Below are 15,069 nucleotides of genomic sequence, written 5' to 3'. Positions count from 1 at the left end.
AGCACAAGGAGCCCCGTATGACCCTCGCCCAGGAGTGGAACGACCCCGACGTGTTCGAGTGGGGCACGGAGCCGGCGCACGCCGCGCTCACCCCCTTCGCCACGCTCGACGCCGCACTGCAGGGGGACGCCGCGGGCACGCCGCTCGCGCACAGCCTCGACGGCGACTGGCGCTTCCACTGGGTGCCGGACCCGGCCGCCCGCCTGGACGGCTTCGCCGCCGAGGACTGGGACGACGCGCAGTGGCCGACCCTCCCCGTCCCGTCCAGCTGGCAGCTGCACGGCTACGACTTCCCCATCGGCACCAACCTCGTGCTGCCGTGGACCGGGGCGAACGGGCACCACGAGCAGCCGGACCCGCGCGGCGACTACCCGAACGCGCCGACGCTCTACAACCCGGTCGGTCAGTACCGGACGTCCTTCGAGCTGCCCGACGGCTGGGCCGAGCGCCGCACGTTCCTCCAGTTCGACGGAGTGGAGTCCGCCTACTCGGTCTGGCTCAACGGGCACCGCCTCGGCTACCGCGAGGACAGCTACACGACCGGCGAGTTCGACCTGACGGAGCACGTGCGGGCCGGGGCGAACGTCCTCGCCGTCGAGGTGCACCGCTGGTGCACGGGCTCCTACCTCGAGAACCAGGACAACGTCCGGCTGTCCGGCATCTTCCGGAGCGTGCGCCTGCTCTCGCGCGGGCGGGCGATGATCCGCGACGTCACGGTGCGCACGCCGCTCGACGACGCGCTCACCGCGGGGTCGGTCGAGGTGTCGGTCGAGATGGACGGGACTCCGTCCACCTCCGGTCTGGAGCTCCGCGCCCGGCTGTTCGACGGCACCGGACCGGACGCGCAGCCCGGAGGCGACCTGACCGCGCCGGTCGCCCTCGGCACCGACGGTCGCGCGCAGAGCTCCGCGAGCATCCCCGTCCCGGCCCCGCGGCTCTGGTCGGCCGAGACTCCCGAGCTCTCCACCCTCGTCCTCGAGCTGAGCGACGCGACCGGGGCCGTCCTCGAGCGCGTCGCGGTCCGGGTCGGCTTCCGCCGCGTCGAGATCGTCGACGGCGTGCTGCTCGTCAACGGCCGGGTGGTCTCCCTCCGGGGGGTGAACCGGCACGAGTGGCACCCCCGCACCGGCCGCACGCTGAGCCGCGCCGACATGATCGCGGACATCCGCCTGATGAAGCAGAGCAACATCAACGCCGTGCGCACCTCGCACTACCCGAACGACCCGCTCTGGTACGACCTCGCCGACGAGTACGGTCTCTACGTCTTCGACGAGGCGGACAACGAGACGCACATCAACCGCGTCGACGACGACGGCCGGCCCTTCCTCCCCGGCGACCGCCCCGAGCTGCGCGCTCCCCTGCTCCAGCGGATGCGCAGCATGGTCGACCGCGACAAGAACCACCCGTGCGTGATCGCCTGGTCGATCGGCAACGAGTCCGGCGTCGGCTCGAACCTGCAGGCGATGCACGACTGGACGAAGGCCCACGACCCGACGCGCCCCGTGAGCTACCAGGACCCCGTCGGCTCCGGGACCTGGGTCGTCCCCTCCGGTCTCTCGGACTTCGACGGCGACTTCTACCCGCCGGTCGAGAAGCTCGTCGAGCGGTCGCAGCGCGACCCGCGGCCGTACGTGCTCATCGAGTACGCCTTCAGCCAGGGCAACGCCTCCGGCTACCTCGAGGAGTACTGGGCGGCCGCCCGCGCGGACCCGCGCGCTCTGCAGGGCGGCTTCCTGTGGGACTGGGCGGACAAGGGCCTGCACTGGCCGCAGCCCGACCGGCCCGGGGAGGAGTTCCTCGCCTACGGCGGCGACTGGGGCGACGAGCCGAACCAGGAGAGCGCGCACATGAGCGGTCTCGTCCTCGCCGACCTCACGCCGACTCCGAAGCTCGAGGAGGCGAGGCTCGCGTACCAGCCGGTCACGATCACCGCGGTCGATCTGCGCACCGGCTCGCTCCTGGTCTCGAACGAGCACCTCTTCACCGGGCTCGGCGGCTGCGTCGTGCACTGGTCCGTCTCCGCGGACGGCGAGCCGATCGAGGAGGGCTCCCTGCCCGGCGCCGAGTGGGCGATCGGTCCGCAGCAGGAGGGTCGCGTGACACTGCCGTACCGCCTCCCGGAGGCGCAGGACGGAGCCGCCGAGTACCGCCTCGACGTGCAGCTGGCCCTCGCCGCCCCCACCGCCTGGGCGGAGGCGGGACACGTCGTCGCACGCGCGCAGTTCGACCTCCCGGTCGACGCCGACCCCGCCGGTCCTCCGCCGCGGCGGGAGGCGCCGCCGGTCACCGTCGCCGAGGAGGGGACGACGACCGTCGTGCGCGGGCCGGCCTTCTCCACCACCGTCGACCGGGCGAACGGCCGCCTGACGTCGCTCCGCTACGGCGGTCGCGAGCGGCTCGCCGACCCGCTGCTGCCGAACTACTGGCGCACCCCGAACGACCCCGAGCTCTCGATCCCGGACATGCGGCCCACGCACCCCGAGCCGTCGCTGCCCTGGCGCGGGGTCGGCGAGCAGTGGGCGGTCGACCGGGTCGGCGTGGAGGAGCTGCCGGGTGCCGTCCGGATCACGGTCGACGGCACGGTGACCACGACGGTGCCGTTCCGCCTGGCCGGCCGGGTGACGACGTCGCCGCAGTCGATCGTCTACACGATCCACGGCACGGGGCAGGTGGACGTGCTCTCGACCTTCTCCCCCGTCCCCGGGACGCCGAATCCGCAGGTCGTCGGGACGACGTTCGGGCTCGTGCCGGAGCTCTCGACCCTGCACTGGTACGGCCGCGGTCCGCACGAGTCGGCCGCCGACCGCCGCACCTCGGCGTTCTTCGGCCGCTGGACCGGCTCCGTCGCCGAGCAGCCGACCCGCTACAGCCGGCCGCAGGACAGCGCGAACAAGGCGGACACGCGCTGGGCGGCGATCGTCGACGGCGGCGGCGCCGGCGTGCTCGTCGTCGCCGGTGCGCCCGGCGAGGGGATGTACGTCAACGTGCAGCCGAACAGCCCGGACGAGCTCGCCGACCGCCGCCACTGGCACGAGGTGCCGGCGTCGACGCGCACGGTGGTCCGGATCGACGCCGCCCAGGAGGGCCTCCAGGGCGGCAACTGGGACGTGCCGACCCGCCCCGAGAAGTACAGCAACACCGCGGAGAAGGGCCCCTACCGCCTGCTCTACCGCCTCCTCCCCCTCCGCAGCGGCGAGGCCCCGGCCGCGGCCGCCGCCCTGGCGGTCCACACCCCCTAGTGGACCGCTCCGCGGGCTGCTCTCCGAGGGGCGGCGGGCCGACGCCCACCCGCACCGGCCGGTCGAGCAGCCCCGAAGGGGGCGTCTCGAGACCCACCCGCTCGCCACCTCCGACCGCTCCCCCGTCTGCCAAGGTGGACACGCACGCGAGCGCCGGAACCACCGGCGGCCGTGCGGAGGGGGCGGAGGACCGCATGAGCGATGCCGGCACCGGATTCCCGGCGGCGCGAGCCGAGGACGTCCTCCCGCTGCCCGAGGTGCTGGCCGAGCGGGGCAGCGGCCGCCCGGTGCGCGCGCTCCGGCTCGGCGTCGGCGGCGCCGGTCTCCTCCTCGCCCTGGTCCTGCTCGTCCCGCACGCGGCAGCGCTCCCGGCGCTCTGGCTGCCGTTCCTCGTGCTGCTCGCGGCGATGTGGATCACCGCGTCCTTCCGGCTCGAGCTCGCCTCGGGGATCGGCACCGTCACCTTCGGCGTCGGAGTGTCGGTGCTGGCCTTCCTGGCGCAGGACGTCCCGCGCATCGAGGCGCTGCTGCTGTGGGTGCTCGCGATCGCGGTGTTCCAGGTCGTCTCCCGGCGCCCCTGGGCCGTCACGGCCTACTGGACCGGGCTCGCCGCTCTGTCGGGCGGCGCCTTCCTCCTGGTGCTCGCCCTCTTCCCGCCCACCGGCTGGTGGCCCGTCGTCGCGGCGGTGCCGGCGGTGCTGGCCTACGCCCTGCTCTCGATCGGGGCCGAGTACCTGCAGGCGTGGCTGACGCTCGCCGACGTCACCGACGTGCCCCGGCCGGCGCTCCGGCCCGACCGCGTGCTGCTCGCACTCGGGCTCAACGTCGCGCTGGTGGCCCTCGCCTACGGCGCGCACCTCTCCGCCGGCATCGAGCGGATCGACCTCGGCGCCGGTCTCGAGATCCGCTCGGCGAACACCCTCCTGATCGTCGCGCTGGGCGTCGCCGTGATCAGCCAGTACCTGCGCCGCGCTCGGATCGAGCGCAAGCTGAACGGCCTGATCGAGGCGGCGCTGGCCTTGCCGTGGGGCGAGCAGGAGGCGATCCTCGAAACGCTCGAGCGGTCCGCGCGCACGGCGATCCCGTCGGCGAGCACGCGGATCTCCGCCACCCCCGGTCGCGCGTTCGAGCTGTCGGCGCCGATCACGACGCCGGGTCCGGGCCTGCGCCACGTCGTCCTGACGCGCCGCCCCGACTCCGGCGGCTTCACCGCCCTCGAGCACCGCACCCTCCTCGCTCTCGCGCACATCGCGACCCAGGCCCTCTACGACCGCCGAAACACCCGTGTCCTGCGCGACCAGGCCACGACCGACTCGGTCACGGGCCTCAGCAATCTGCGCGGCCTCTACGAGGAGTTCGCGGCGATCAGCGACCAGGAGCAGCGCGCGGTGCTGTTCATGGACCTCGACGACTTCAAGGCCGTCAACGACACCCACGGGCACTCGACGGGCAACACCGTCCTCCAGGAGGTCGGCCGCCGCATCCGCGAGAGCGTGCGCAGCGACGACGTCGTCGCGCGCATCGGCGGCGACGAGTTCGCCGTCCTCCTCGACTCCGTCACCGCCGGAGCCGTCGCGCTCCGGATCACACGCGCCGTCGAACGGCCCCTGGTCGTCGGCGACGCCGAGCTCCATCCCCGCATCAGCATCGGCGCCCCGGTCGCTGTCGACGGCGGCTCATTCGACCGGGTGATGCAGGAGGCCGACGAGCGGATGTACGAGACGAAGAAGGAACGCAAGGGCGAGGGACCCCAAGGGGTCGACCTCGTCGCCGAGGTCCGCGCCGCCGTGGCCGACGGGACCGTGAGGGTCGCCTTCCAGCCGGTGATCGACGTCGCCGAGCGGCGCATCGTCGGCTTCGAGGCGCTGGCCCGCTACACCCGGACCGACGGCACCGCGCTGAGCCCGATCACCCTCGTCGACATCGCGCGCTCGCTGGGCGTGCTGGACGAGCTGACGGTGCAGATCGTCGATCAGGCGGTCGCCTGCATGATCGAGTTCCGCGCGATCGACCCGTCGGTCTCGTTCCTCAGCGTCAACATCGAGGCCGAGCAGCTGATGCACGACAGCGTCACCGACGTGATCTGCGCCCACCGCACGGCCGATCAGGGCATCCAGCTCTGCCTCGAGCTGACCGAGGGATCGATCGGGCACGTCGACGAGGCGGTGATCGAGCGGGTGCGCGCCCTCACCGAGGACGGCATCGCCATCGCTCTGGACGACTACGGGCAGGAGCACGCGGCCGCTGCGGCGCTCCTGACCGTGCCGCTGAGCATCGTCAAGATCGACCGCGTCTTCCTGGCCGACGAGGAGAACCCGCGGCACGCCACGATCCTCCGCTCGATCATCAACCTGGTCTCCGACCTCGACATGCACACGATCGTCGAGGGCGTCGAGACGCCGTCCGCGCACGAGCTGCTGACGAGCCTGCACGCCGACCGCGCGCAGGGCTACTTCTACGGCCGTCCCCTCTTCCCGGAGCTCGTGAAGGAGCGCCTGCTCGCCACCGGCACGGCGGCGATGCCGGAGCAGCCGACCGCGCCCTAGCCGTGCGGCCCGGCGGCGGACGGCGCCGGACGCGTCGCGAGCTGCGGCCGGTTGCGCAGGATCGCGGGCGTCCACCGCAGGACGGCGACACTCCCGCCCCCGTGACGGTCCGAGAGTGGAGGGACCCCGTTCCCTCCCTCGAAAGGACCACCGTGTCGAAAGTCGTGATCGTCTCCGGCGCCTCGAGCGGCTTCGGAGCGATGACCGTCCGCGAGCTCGCCCTCGCCGGCCACCGCGTCTACGCAGGCATGCGGGCGATGAGCGGACGCAACGCCCCCGCCGCCGAGGACGCCCGCTCGTTCGCCGACGAGCACGGCGTCGATCTGCGCCCCGTCGAGCTCGACGTCTCGGATGAGGCGTCGGTCGACGCCGCCGTCGCGCGGATCGCCGAGGAGAGCGAGCGGATCGACGTGGTCGTGCACAACGCCGGCCACATGGTCCTCGGGCCGACCGAGGCGTTCACCGTCGAGCAGCTCGCCGAGGTCTACGACGTGAACGTGCTCTCGACCCAGCGGCTCAACCACGCGGTGCTGCCGATCCTCCGCGCGCAGGAGGAGGGCCTGCTCGTCTGGGTCGGCTCGTCCAGCTCGCGCGGCGGCACGCCCCCGTACCTCGGGCCGTACTTCGCGGCGAAGGCGGCGGAGGACGCGCTGGCCGTCGGCTACGCGGTCGAGGTCGCGCGCTTCGGGATCGACACGGTCATCGTCGTCCCCGGCTCGTACACCACGGGCACCAACCACTTCGCGCACGCCGGGCACGCCTCCCGCACCGAGGTCGCGTCCGCCTATGCGGACCGCTACCCGGGGCTGATGGACGACGTGTCGGCCCGGCTCGCCGAGCTCTCTCCCGCGGACGCCGACCCCCGGGAGATCGCCCTCGAGATCGCGCGGGTCGTCGACCTGCCCCGCGGCGAGCGCCCCTTCCGCGTCGTCATCGACCCGGCCGACGACGGCGCCGCGCGCGTCTTCGAGCTCGGCGACGCGGTGCGCCGCGAGTTCTACGAGCGGATCCGGATGCAGGACCTGCTGACCCCCACCGACACCGCCGCAGCCGCCGGCACCGACCCCCAGGGAGAGAACCGATGACCCCGCAGAACCCGCCCCGCACCGCCCTCGTCACCGGCGGCTCCGGCGGCATCGGCCGCGCCGTCGTCGAGCGGCTCGCCCGCGACGGCCTCTCGGTCGCCGTGCACTACTCCGGCAACCGCGAGCGGGCGGAGGACGTCGCCGCGGGCGCCCGCGAGCAGGGCGTCGAGGCCGTGGTCGTCGGCGGCGACGTCGCCGACGAGACCGCGATGGCCGCCGCCTTCACTGCGGCGGAGGAGGCCCTCGGCGGCCTCGACGTCGTGGTGAACACGGCCGGTGTCATGATCCTCGGCCCCGTGGCGACCTTCGATCTCGCCGACCTCGACCGGATGCACCGCACCAACATCCGCGGGCCGTTCGTGATCGCGCAGCTCGCGGCGGCCCGGCTGCGACCCGGCGGCGCGCTGATCACCTTCTCGACCAGCGTCACCCGGACATCGTTCCCCGGCTACGGCCCGTACGTCGCCTCGAAGGCGGCGGTCGAGGCGCTCACCATCGTCCTCGCCCGCGAGCTGCGCGGCAAGGACATCACGGTGAACGCCGTGGCACCGGGCCCCACCGCCACCCCCCTCTTCCTCGACGGCAAGTCGGAGGAGGAGGTCGCCCGCCTCGCCGGCGCCGTCCCCCTCGAGCGTCTCGGGCAGCCCGCCGACATCGCCGAGACCGTCGCCTTCCTCGCCGGCCCCGGCCGCTGGATCAACGGCCAGACCCTCTTCGTCAACGGCGGCCTCGCCTAGGGCGAGCAGGGGCGCCGGGTCTCGGGACACCGCTGCGCGGCTGCTCGGACGCGCATCGAGATCGGTCCCGCAGCCCTCCACTCAGGGTCTTCCCCGATGCCTCCCGACCCGCGACCTCCGAGAATCGACTCATGCCTCCCGCCACCACCCGTCCGAGCGTGCTACGCTCCCTCCTCGCCGCCCTGCTCGGCGGTCTGATCCTGGGCGGGCTCACGAGCGTCCTCCAGGGATCGCTGCCCGGCCCGGTGAACTCCTTCGCCAACTCCTCCGGCGGCTGGTCGATGCTGGTCTTCGCCCTGGTGCGGCTCGGCGGCGCCCGCCCGGCCGCGGCGGCGGCGCTCGGCCTCCTCACGTTCTGGGCGCTCCTCGAGGGCTACGACCTCGTGACCGCCGCGCGCGGCTTCGGCTACTCGCCGCCCTTCACGGATGTGTTCTGGCTGCTGGCCGTGCCCGCCGGCCCGATCCTCGGCGCGGCCGCCGCTCTGACGCTGCACGGCTCCACGCCCTGGCGCGTCCTCGCGGTCGCCCCGCTGTCGGGCGTCCTGATCGGCGAGGGCGTCTGGGCCCTGAGGAACGTCGCCGAGACGACCAGCCCGGTCTACTGGTGGCTCGAGATCGTCCTCGGCGCGGTCTTCCTCGTCCTCGCGGTGGTCAGGAGACGCCCGCGGCCGCTCCTCGCCCTCGCGGCCCTCGCGGTCACCGCCGCGGCCGCCGTCGCCTTCGTCGTCGTCTACTCGGTCCTGTGAGCGCCCGCCTCGGGATCCGGAGCGGGTCCGCCGTCGTCCTCGCGGCCGTGCTCGCGCTCTCCGCCTGCTCCGCACCGAGCGCTCCCGCCACGTCCCCGTCGACGACGGCTGCCGCGTCCCCCGCCGTCCCCGCCCCCGCCCCGGCGATCGACGTCTCCGCCGATCTCACCGCGCTCGAGGCCGAGTTCGACGCGCGGATCGGCGTGAGCGCCGTCGACACCGGCAGCGGCCGGCAGGTCGCGCACCGCCGGGACGAGCGCTTCGGCTACGCCTCGAGCATCAAGGCCCTGGCCGCCGCCGAGTTCCTCCATGCCGTCCCCGCCGCCGAGCGCGGCGACGTCGTCACCTGGACCGCGGCCGACGTCGAGGCCGCCGGCTATTCCCCCGTCACGGGCGAGAGCACCGCCACCGGGCTGCCGCTGGCCCGGCTCGCCGAGGTCGCGGTCCGGCAGAGCGACAACACCGCACTGAACCTGGTGCTCGACCGCCTCGGCGGCCCGACCGCGCTCGATCGCGCCCTCGAGGAGCTCGGCGACACGACCACCGACGTCGTCGACGAGGAGCCGCGGCTCAACACGGTCGTGCCGGGCAGCACCGCGAACACCACCACTCCCGCCGCCGTCACCGCCGACCTGACGGCCGTCGCCCTGGGCGAGCGACTGCCGGTCGAGGACCGCGCGCTGCTGCTGGACTGGATGAGCGGCAACGCCACGGGCGACGCCCTGATCCGCGCCGGCGCCCCCGAGGGCTGGAGCGTCGCGGACAAGTCCGGCGGGGCCGGCGGCATCCGCAACGACGTCGCCGTCGTCACGCCGCCGGGCCGGGCTCCGATCGTCCTGTCCGTCCTCACCGCACGCAACGATCCCGACACGGCCTACGACGACGCCCTGGTCGCGCGGGCGGCCGCTATCGTTCTGGGGGCGCTGGAGTAGCAGAACGTCCCCGGGCGGGGGACACAGGGCGCGCTGCGACGGCGGATGAAGTCTTCTCTGCCGATGTGGCCCCCATGGGAGTGGTACGTCGCGGAGCCGCCTGTCTCTATTCTGACGAAGCTGGAAAGTTGCTGAAACCTTCCACAGGCTCGGCAACCGCTCCGGAGGATCGTCCCTCGGAGGTCCGCGAGCACGCGATCCGCCCTCCCCCGGGAGAAGCGGCACGCGCCCACCCGACCCTCCGTTGCACGACTGCTCCCTGGCTCTCGCGCGGCGGCGAGGTCATCGCGGCATCGCCGCACCCCTGCCCGGAACGCAGCGACGCGTCCTTCGGAGCCGCTCCCCGCCGGGAACGACGCCGATCCGCCGCCCGCTTCGAGGCTCCCTCGTCGACGTGCTCCGGGCGACCCCTCCCCGCACAGCACGAGTCGATCGGACGACAGCACATGGCCCGGACCACCCGCTCCAGAACGGCACCGCCCCGCACCCGTCCCGTGAAGGACGTGGTCCGGATCCTGGCCGTCGCCGCCGCCGTGGCGATCGCCGTGACCGGAGTGTCGATCCCGGGCGCCCAGGCCGCAGCGGCCGCCGAGAGCTCCGCCGCCTTCGGTCCCGACGGCACGCACTACCCCTCCGACACCCCCGACATCCGCTCCGGAGCAGCCGGCTACACCGTCGTCGACGCGGCGGCGTCCGGCCCCGCGATCAGGAAGGCGCTCGACGCCCTGACGCGCACGCAGATCGCGGAGGGTGCGGTCATCCGGGTCGCCCCCGGCCACATCTCCGACCTATCGGCGCTCAGCGGCTACCGGAACGCCGGGGACGAGAAGGTGCTGATCACGGCCCGCGACGGCTTCCAGTCGGTCACGGGCGGCAACTGGGCGCTGCGCTCGGTCACCGGCATCACCCTGATGCGCTTCGACATCGACTCCCTGGACGTGAAGGGCGCGACGCACGCGTCGTTCGCCTGGCTCCGGATCAAGAAGAACTGGCTCGGCCTCGCCGCCTCCGCGGGCGTCCCCGTCCGCGACGTCGAGCTCATCGAGGTCGTCGAGCCCGACTCGATGGTGAAGAGCGCCGACACCGCGCAGATCAAGGCGTTCGCTCCCGACGTGATGGGCGACGTGCTGGTCGAGGGCAGCTACATGGCGCCGTCGTACTACGTCGACGCCGTCTACGGCGGGTCGAACCCGGCGCGCCCGCACACGGACACCCTGCAGATCGAGGGCAGCGGCGTCACCGGCCAGATCACCCTCCGCGACTCCGTCGTGTTCACCTCCAACAACAGCGCGGTCATCGTCGGCGGGGTGCGGAACGTGGCGTTCGAGGACTCCTTCATCGTCGGCGGCCCGCTCGCCATGAAGCGCTACCCGTTCCTCCGCGGCGGCGCCGGCTACGCGGGCGCCATCAACGGCGCGGGCAGCGTCAGCGCCGTCCAGGGCACCGGCGGCGGCAACATCGACGCGTCCGACTCGATCCTCGCCGGCTCGCTCCAGCCCAAGTGGGACACCGTCACGAACACCGTCACGAACATCGCGGGCAAGACCGCGACCCGGGGCGCGTTCACCCTCGACACGACGCTGAGCTCGATGAGCACCGACGAGCTCGACGCCAAGAGCCCCCGCCCGACCACGGCTCGCCTGATCGACATCTGGGACGACGTCGACACGTCGACTCCCACGCCGACGCCGACCGCCACTCCGACGGCGACGCCGACCGCGACCCCGACGCCCACCGCGACCCCGACCGCGACCGCGACCCCGACCGCGACGCCGACTCCGACCGCGACCCCCGAGCCGACCACCACCCCGGAGCCCACCGCCACGCCGACGCCGACGCCGACCAAGACCCCGGACCTCCCCGCGGAGACTCCTGACGGGGAGGACGGCGGCAGCGGCCCCGTCGCCGACACCACCGCGCCGACGGTCGCGATCACCTCGCCGTCGGCCGGCGCCGTGATCAGCGGGACGACGACCGCCACGGTCTCCGCGACGGACGACACCGCGGTCACCGGAGTGGCCTTCTACATCGGCAACCTGAAGGTCGGCGACGGCGTCAAGACCGGCGCGAGCACCTGGTCGCTGACCACCAGCACGGCGGGCATGCGCGGGACCTTCCCGCTCACCGCCCGGGCGACCGACGCGGCGGGCAACGTCGCCGCGAGCGCCCCGGTGACGGTCACTCTGCGCTAGACCCCCGCCCCTGAACGGGCCGGCCCCTCGGACACGAGGCGCCGGCCCTTCGGCGTCCCCGCCCGTGCCGGTCGAGCGGCACCGCGGCGGCGTCTCGAGACCCCGCACCGGCGACCGAGCGGGTCTCGCCGCGCCGCGGCATAGTACGGTCCCCTCCGCCACGAGCGCCACAACCCCCATGAGAGGGACGCATCCTCTACGGTTGCGCGTGGGAGCACCGCGCCCCGCCCTTTCCCAGCGCGGCTCCCGCTCCCCCTTCCGCGCCTCATCCGCCCTGCTCTCCCCGCCCCCTCCGCCCGGACCGCACTGCCGCGGACCTCCGAGACCCCTCCCCAGGGCCTCGGGCACTCCAGCGCGTCGACCCCCGGGTCGCTGCGCGCTCCGGGCACCCCTTCCCCCGCTGCCCGACCCGATCGGAAGACACCCCCATGGCCAGAGCCACTCCCCCCAGGTCGTCCCCGCGCTCCCGAGCGAGGACCGTCCTCGCCCGCCTCCTCGCGATCACCGCCGCCGTCGGCATCGCCGTCACCGCGACGGTGATCCAGGACGCACCGGCCGCCTCCGCCGCCGTCGCGTCCACGACCTTCGGTCCGGACGGCACGCACTACCCCTCCGACACCCCCGACATCCGCAGCGCCCTCCCCCGCGGCACCACCGTCGTCGACGTCGCTGCCTCGGGCCCGGCGATCCGCACGGCGCTCGACGCCCTCACCGCGCGCCAGATCGCGGGCGGCGCCGTGCTCCGGGTCGCCCCCGGCCGCCTCGCCGACATCTCGGCCCTCGACGGCTACACGAACGACGGGGCCGTCAAGGTCCTGATCACCGCGCGCGACGGCTTCCGGTCGGTGACCGGCGGCGACTGGGCGCTGCGCGGCGTCACGGGCATCACGCTGATGCGCTTCGACATCCACTCGCTCGACGTGAAGGGCGCGAAGCACGCGTCGTTCGCCTGGCTGCGCGTCGCGGCCAACTGGGTCGGCCTCGCCGGCTCGGCGGGTCTCCCCGTGCGGGACGTCGAGCTGATCGAGGTCGTCGAGCCCGACTCGACGGTCAAGAACGCCGACTCGGCCCAGATCAAGGCCTACGCGCCCGACCTGCTGACCGACGTCCTCGTCGAGGGCGGCTACATCGCGCCCTCCTACTACGTCGACGCGAAGTACGGCGGCTCCCGCGAGCCGCGCCCGCACACCGACACCCTGCAGATCGAGGGCTCCGGAGTGACCGGCCAGGTCACCCTCCGCGACACGGTGGTGTTCGCCTCGAACAACAGCGCCGTCATCATCGGCGGCGTCCGGAACGTCGCCTTCGACGAGGCCTTCATCGTCGGCGGCAGCACCGCGGCGCAGCGCTACCCGTTCCTGAAGGGCGGCGCCGGTTCCGCCGGAGCGCAGAACGGCCCCGGCAGCCTGAGCGCCGTCCAGGGCTCCGGCGGCGGCAACGTCGACGCGTCGGACTCGACCTTCGTCGGCTCGCTGCAGCCTACCTGGGACGCCGTGTCGAACACCCGCACGAACCTGCCCGGCAAGACCGCGCGCTCGGGCGGCTTCACGGTCGACCCGTCGCTCGGCTCGATGACCGCCGCCGACCTCGACGCGCGGAGCCCGCGGCCGACCACCGCGTACCTCGCCGGCATCTGGGACGACGTCTCCCTCGGCGGCAGCCCCGCGCCCGCGCCGACATCGACGCCGACCGCGACGGCCGCCCCTGCGCCGACCCCGTCCGCGCCGACCAGCCCGGCTCCGGCACCGACGACGGAGCCGACCGAGCCGGAGGAACCCGCCGAGCCGGAGACCCCCGCGGAGGACACCACCGCCCCGGAGGTCGTGATCACCGCCCCGGAGGCCGGCGACGTGCTCGGCGGACCGGCGACCGCGACCGTCACGGCGACCGACGACGTCGCGGTGACCGAAGTCGTGTTCGCCGTCGAGGGCATCGAGATCGGCGACGGCGTGCAGACCGGCGAGAACACCTGGTCGCTCAGCTCGGACACCGCCGGCGTGCAGGGCACCTTCGCGCTCACCGCCCGGGCGACCGATGCGGCGGGCAACGTGACGGAGAGCGCCCCGGTGCCCGTGACGCTGCAGTAGCCCGTGAGGCTCCTGTAGCGGAGCAGCGAGGGAGGGCCGCCGTGCTGGGTGCACCGCGGCCCTTCGTGCTGTGCCCGAGCAGCCCGACGTCCCGCGCCGTCCGCGCCTCCAGCACGGCGCGCCTGGGAAAGGGGTGTGATACTTCCTCGGTTCACTCGCTTGCTCCGCCGAGCCCCCTACAGGAGTCGCAGATGCACACTCGCCCTTCGCAGTCCCCGGCGCCTCGCCGATCGAGCGGCCGTCCGCTCGACGTCGCAGCGTCCCTCGTCCTCACCGTCGGCCTGCTCGGCTGCGCCGCGCCCGGCGCCCAGGCAGCTGAAGCACCGGCGGCGTCCGCCGGAAGCGCCTCGACCGGAGTCGCGCTGCCGCAGGGCGCGCCGTCGCCGCAGCCGACCTCCGAGCCCTCGCCGTCGCCGATGCCCACGCCGACGTCGACGACGACGTCGACGCCTGCGCCGACACCCGCGCCGAGCACCGGTGCGCCGACGCCCGAACCCACCGCTGCCGTCCCGGCCGTGACGGTGACCATCACCGGGACGTTCCTCACGGACCCGGGCGAGCTCGTGAAGGAGGGCACTCGCGTCGAGTTCTCCTACGACGTGGAGAACACGGGCGGCGTCGATCTGAAGGAGGTCCTCGGACGGAAGACGCTCGCGGTCGGCGAGTCGTTCCGGCTCACGACGACCGAGGCCGTGGTCAGTGCGCAGAACCTCCAGGACGGGTTCGTGCCGGCCGAGTCGAAGCCGGTCCGGGGCACCCTCCCGGACGGCTCCCGCGTGACGGTCTCGGCGCCGTTCGAGTACAGGCTCCCGATCCCCGAGAAGCCTCCGGTGGCGGCCGAGGCGCCGGATCTGGACGTGCAGGTGTCGGGCACGTTCGAGACGGAGGAGGGCGAGCCCGTCGTCGCCGGGACGAAGGTGCGCTGGGTCGCCGAGGTCACGAACACCGGCGACGTCGCCCTCCGCGACGTCCAGGTCGCGGACAGCGAGAAGCTCGCGGAGCTGCCCGTCGGGGAGACCGGTGTCGTCTCCTTCGAGAGCACCGTGACCGAGCGCGACGTCTTCAACCACTCGATCTTCGTCGCGTCACTCGCCACCGCCACCACGCCCTCAGGAGTCGCCTACACGGAGAACATCCTCGGCACCCTGCCGATCCCCGCGGTGACTCCCGTCCCGATCGGACCCGCTTCGGAGCCGACCCCCACTCCGACGCCGGGAGCGGCGACCCGGCCGGCCACCGAGGTCTCGGTCCCCACGGCACCGGCCGGTGCAGCGGCCTCGGCGTCGAATCGGACGCCGGCGGGTCACCTCGCCTCCACCGGCTCCGACGCGGCCGCAGTGCTGCCCGTCGCCGGGTTCCTCGGACTCCTCGGTGCGGTCGGCGTCCTCCTCGGTCGCCGTCGCCGGCGCGCCGGCAGCGCCACCGAGTGAGCCGTCGTGCCGAGCCGGGGAGTGATGGCGGTCACTCACCGGCTCGGCACGGCCCGCGCACCCCGCCCAGCTCAG

Annotated in this window: 9 protein-coding genes; all 9 read left to right on the top strand. The window is 73.8% G+C overall.

What is annotated here, in order from left to right:
- Positions 1-17: 17 nt before the first annotated feature.
- The 9 genes from GTU73_RS11000 to GTU73_RS10960 all read left to right on the top strand — a co-directional run bounded on the left by GTU73_RS11000 (position 18) and on the right by GTU73_RS10960 (position 14,994).
- Complete coding sequence (locus tag GTU73_RS11000) at positions 18-3,239, top strand: glycoside hydrolase family 2 TIM barrel-domain containing protein (RefSeq protein WP_160089419.1); 3,222 nt, start codon at positions 18-20, stop codon at positions 3,237-3,239.
- Positions 3,240-3,433: 194 nt separating this feature from the next.
- Complete coding sequence (locus GTU73_RS10995) at positions 3,434-5,785, top strand: bifunctional diguanylate cyclase/phosphodiesterase (protein WP_160089417.1); 2,352 nt, start codon at positions 3,434-3,436, stop codon at positions 5,783-5,785.
- 152 nt (positions 5,786-5,937) lie between these two features.
- A complete protein-coding gene (locus tag GTU73_RS10990; RefSeq protein WP_160089415.1) occupies positions 5,938-6,870 on the top strand; it encodes an SDR family oxidoreductase in 933 nt (310 codons plus the stop codon).
- Positions 6,867-7,607, top strand: a complete 741-nt coding sequence (locus GTU73_RS10985) for an SDR family oxidoreductase (protein WP_160089413.1) — start codon at positions 6,867-6,869, stop codon at positions 7,605-7,607. Before GTU73_RS10990 ends, GTU73_RS10985 begins: the two co-directional genes overlap by 4 nt.
- A 131-nt stretch (positions 7,608-7,738) precedes the next feature.
- Complete coding sequence (locus tag GTU73_RS10980; RefSeq protein ID WP_160089411.1) at positions 7,739-8,353, top strand: DUF6518 family protein; 615 nt, start codon at positions 7,739-7,741, stop codon at positions 8,351-8,353.
- On the top strand, positions 8,350-9,285 hold the full coding sequence (bla, locus tag GTU73_RS10975; protein WP_244231608.1) for a class A beta-lactamase: 936 nt from the start codon (positions 8,350-8,352) through the stop codon (positions 9,283-9,285). The genes GTU73_RS10980 and bla overlap by 4 nt, the downstream gene beginning before the upstream one ends.
- Before the next feature lie 446 nt (positions 9,286-9,731).
- Positions 9,732-11,477 (top strand): Ig-like domain-containing protein, encoded by a 1,746-nt coding sequence (locus GTU73_RS10970; RefSeq protein ID WP_160089409.1) that lies wholly within the window; start codon positions 9,732-9,734, stop codon positions 11,475-11,477.
- 428 nt (positions 11,478-11,905) lie between these two features.
- The gene (locus tag GTU73_RS10965) at positions 11,906-13,564 is read left to right on the top strand and encodes an Ig-like domain-containing protein (RefSeq protein WP_160089407.1); all 1,659 of its coding nucleotides are present in this window, start codon (positions 11,906-11,908) and stop codon (positions 13,562-13,564) included.
- 191 nt (positions 13,565-13,755) lie between these two features.
- Positions 13,756-14,994 (top strand): LPXTG cell wall anchor domain-containing protein, encoded by a 1,239-nt coding sequence (locus GTU73_RS10960; protein WP_160089405.1) that lies wholly within the window; start codon positions 13,756-13,758, stop codon positions 14,992-14,994.
- The last annotated feature ends 75 nt before the right edge of the window (positions 14,995-15,069 follow it).

The sequence above is a fragment of the Rathayibacter sp. VKM Ac-2804 genome, from assembly GCF_009866655.1.
Taxonomy (GTDB): domain Bacteria; phylum Actinomycetota; class Actinomycetes; order Actinomycetales; family Microbacteriaceae; genus Rathayibacter.
This window is presented reverse-complemented; position numbering and strand designations above follow the sequence as displayed.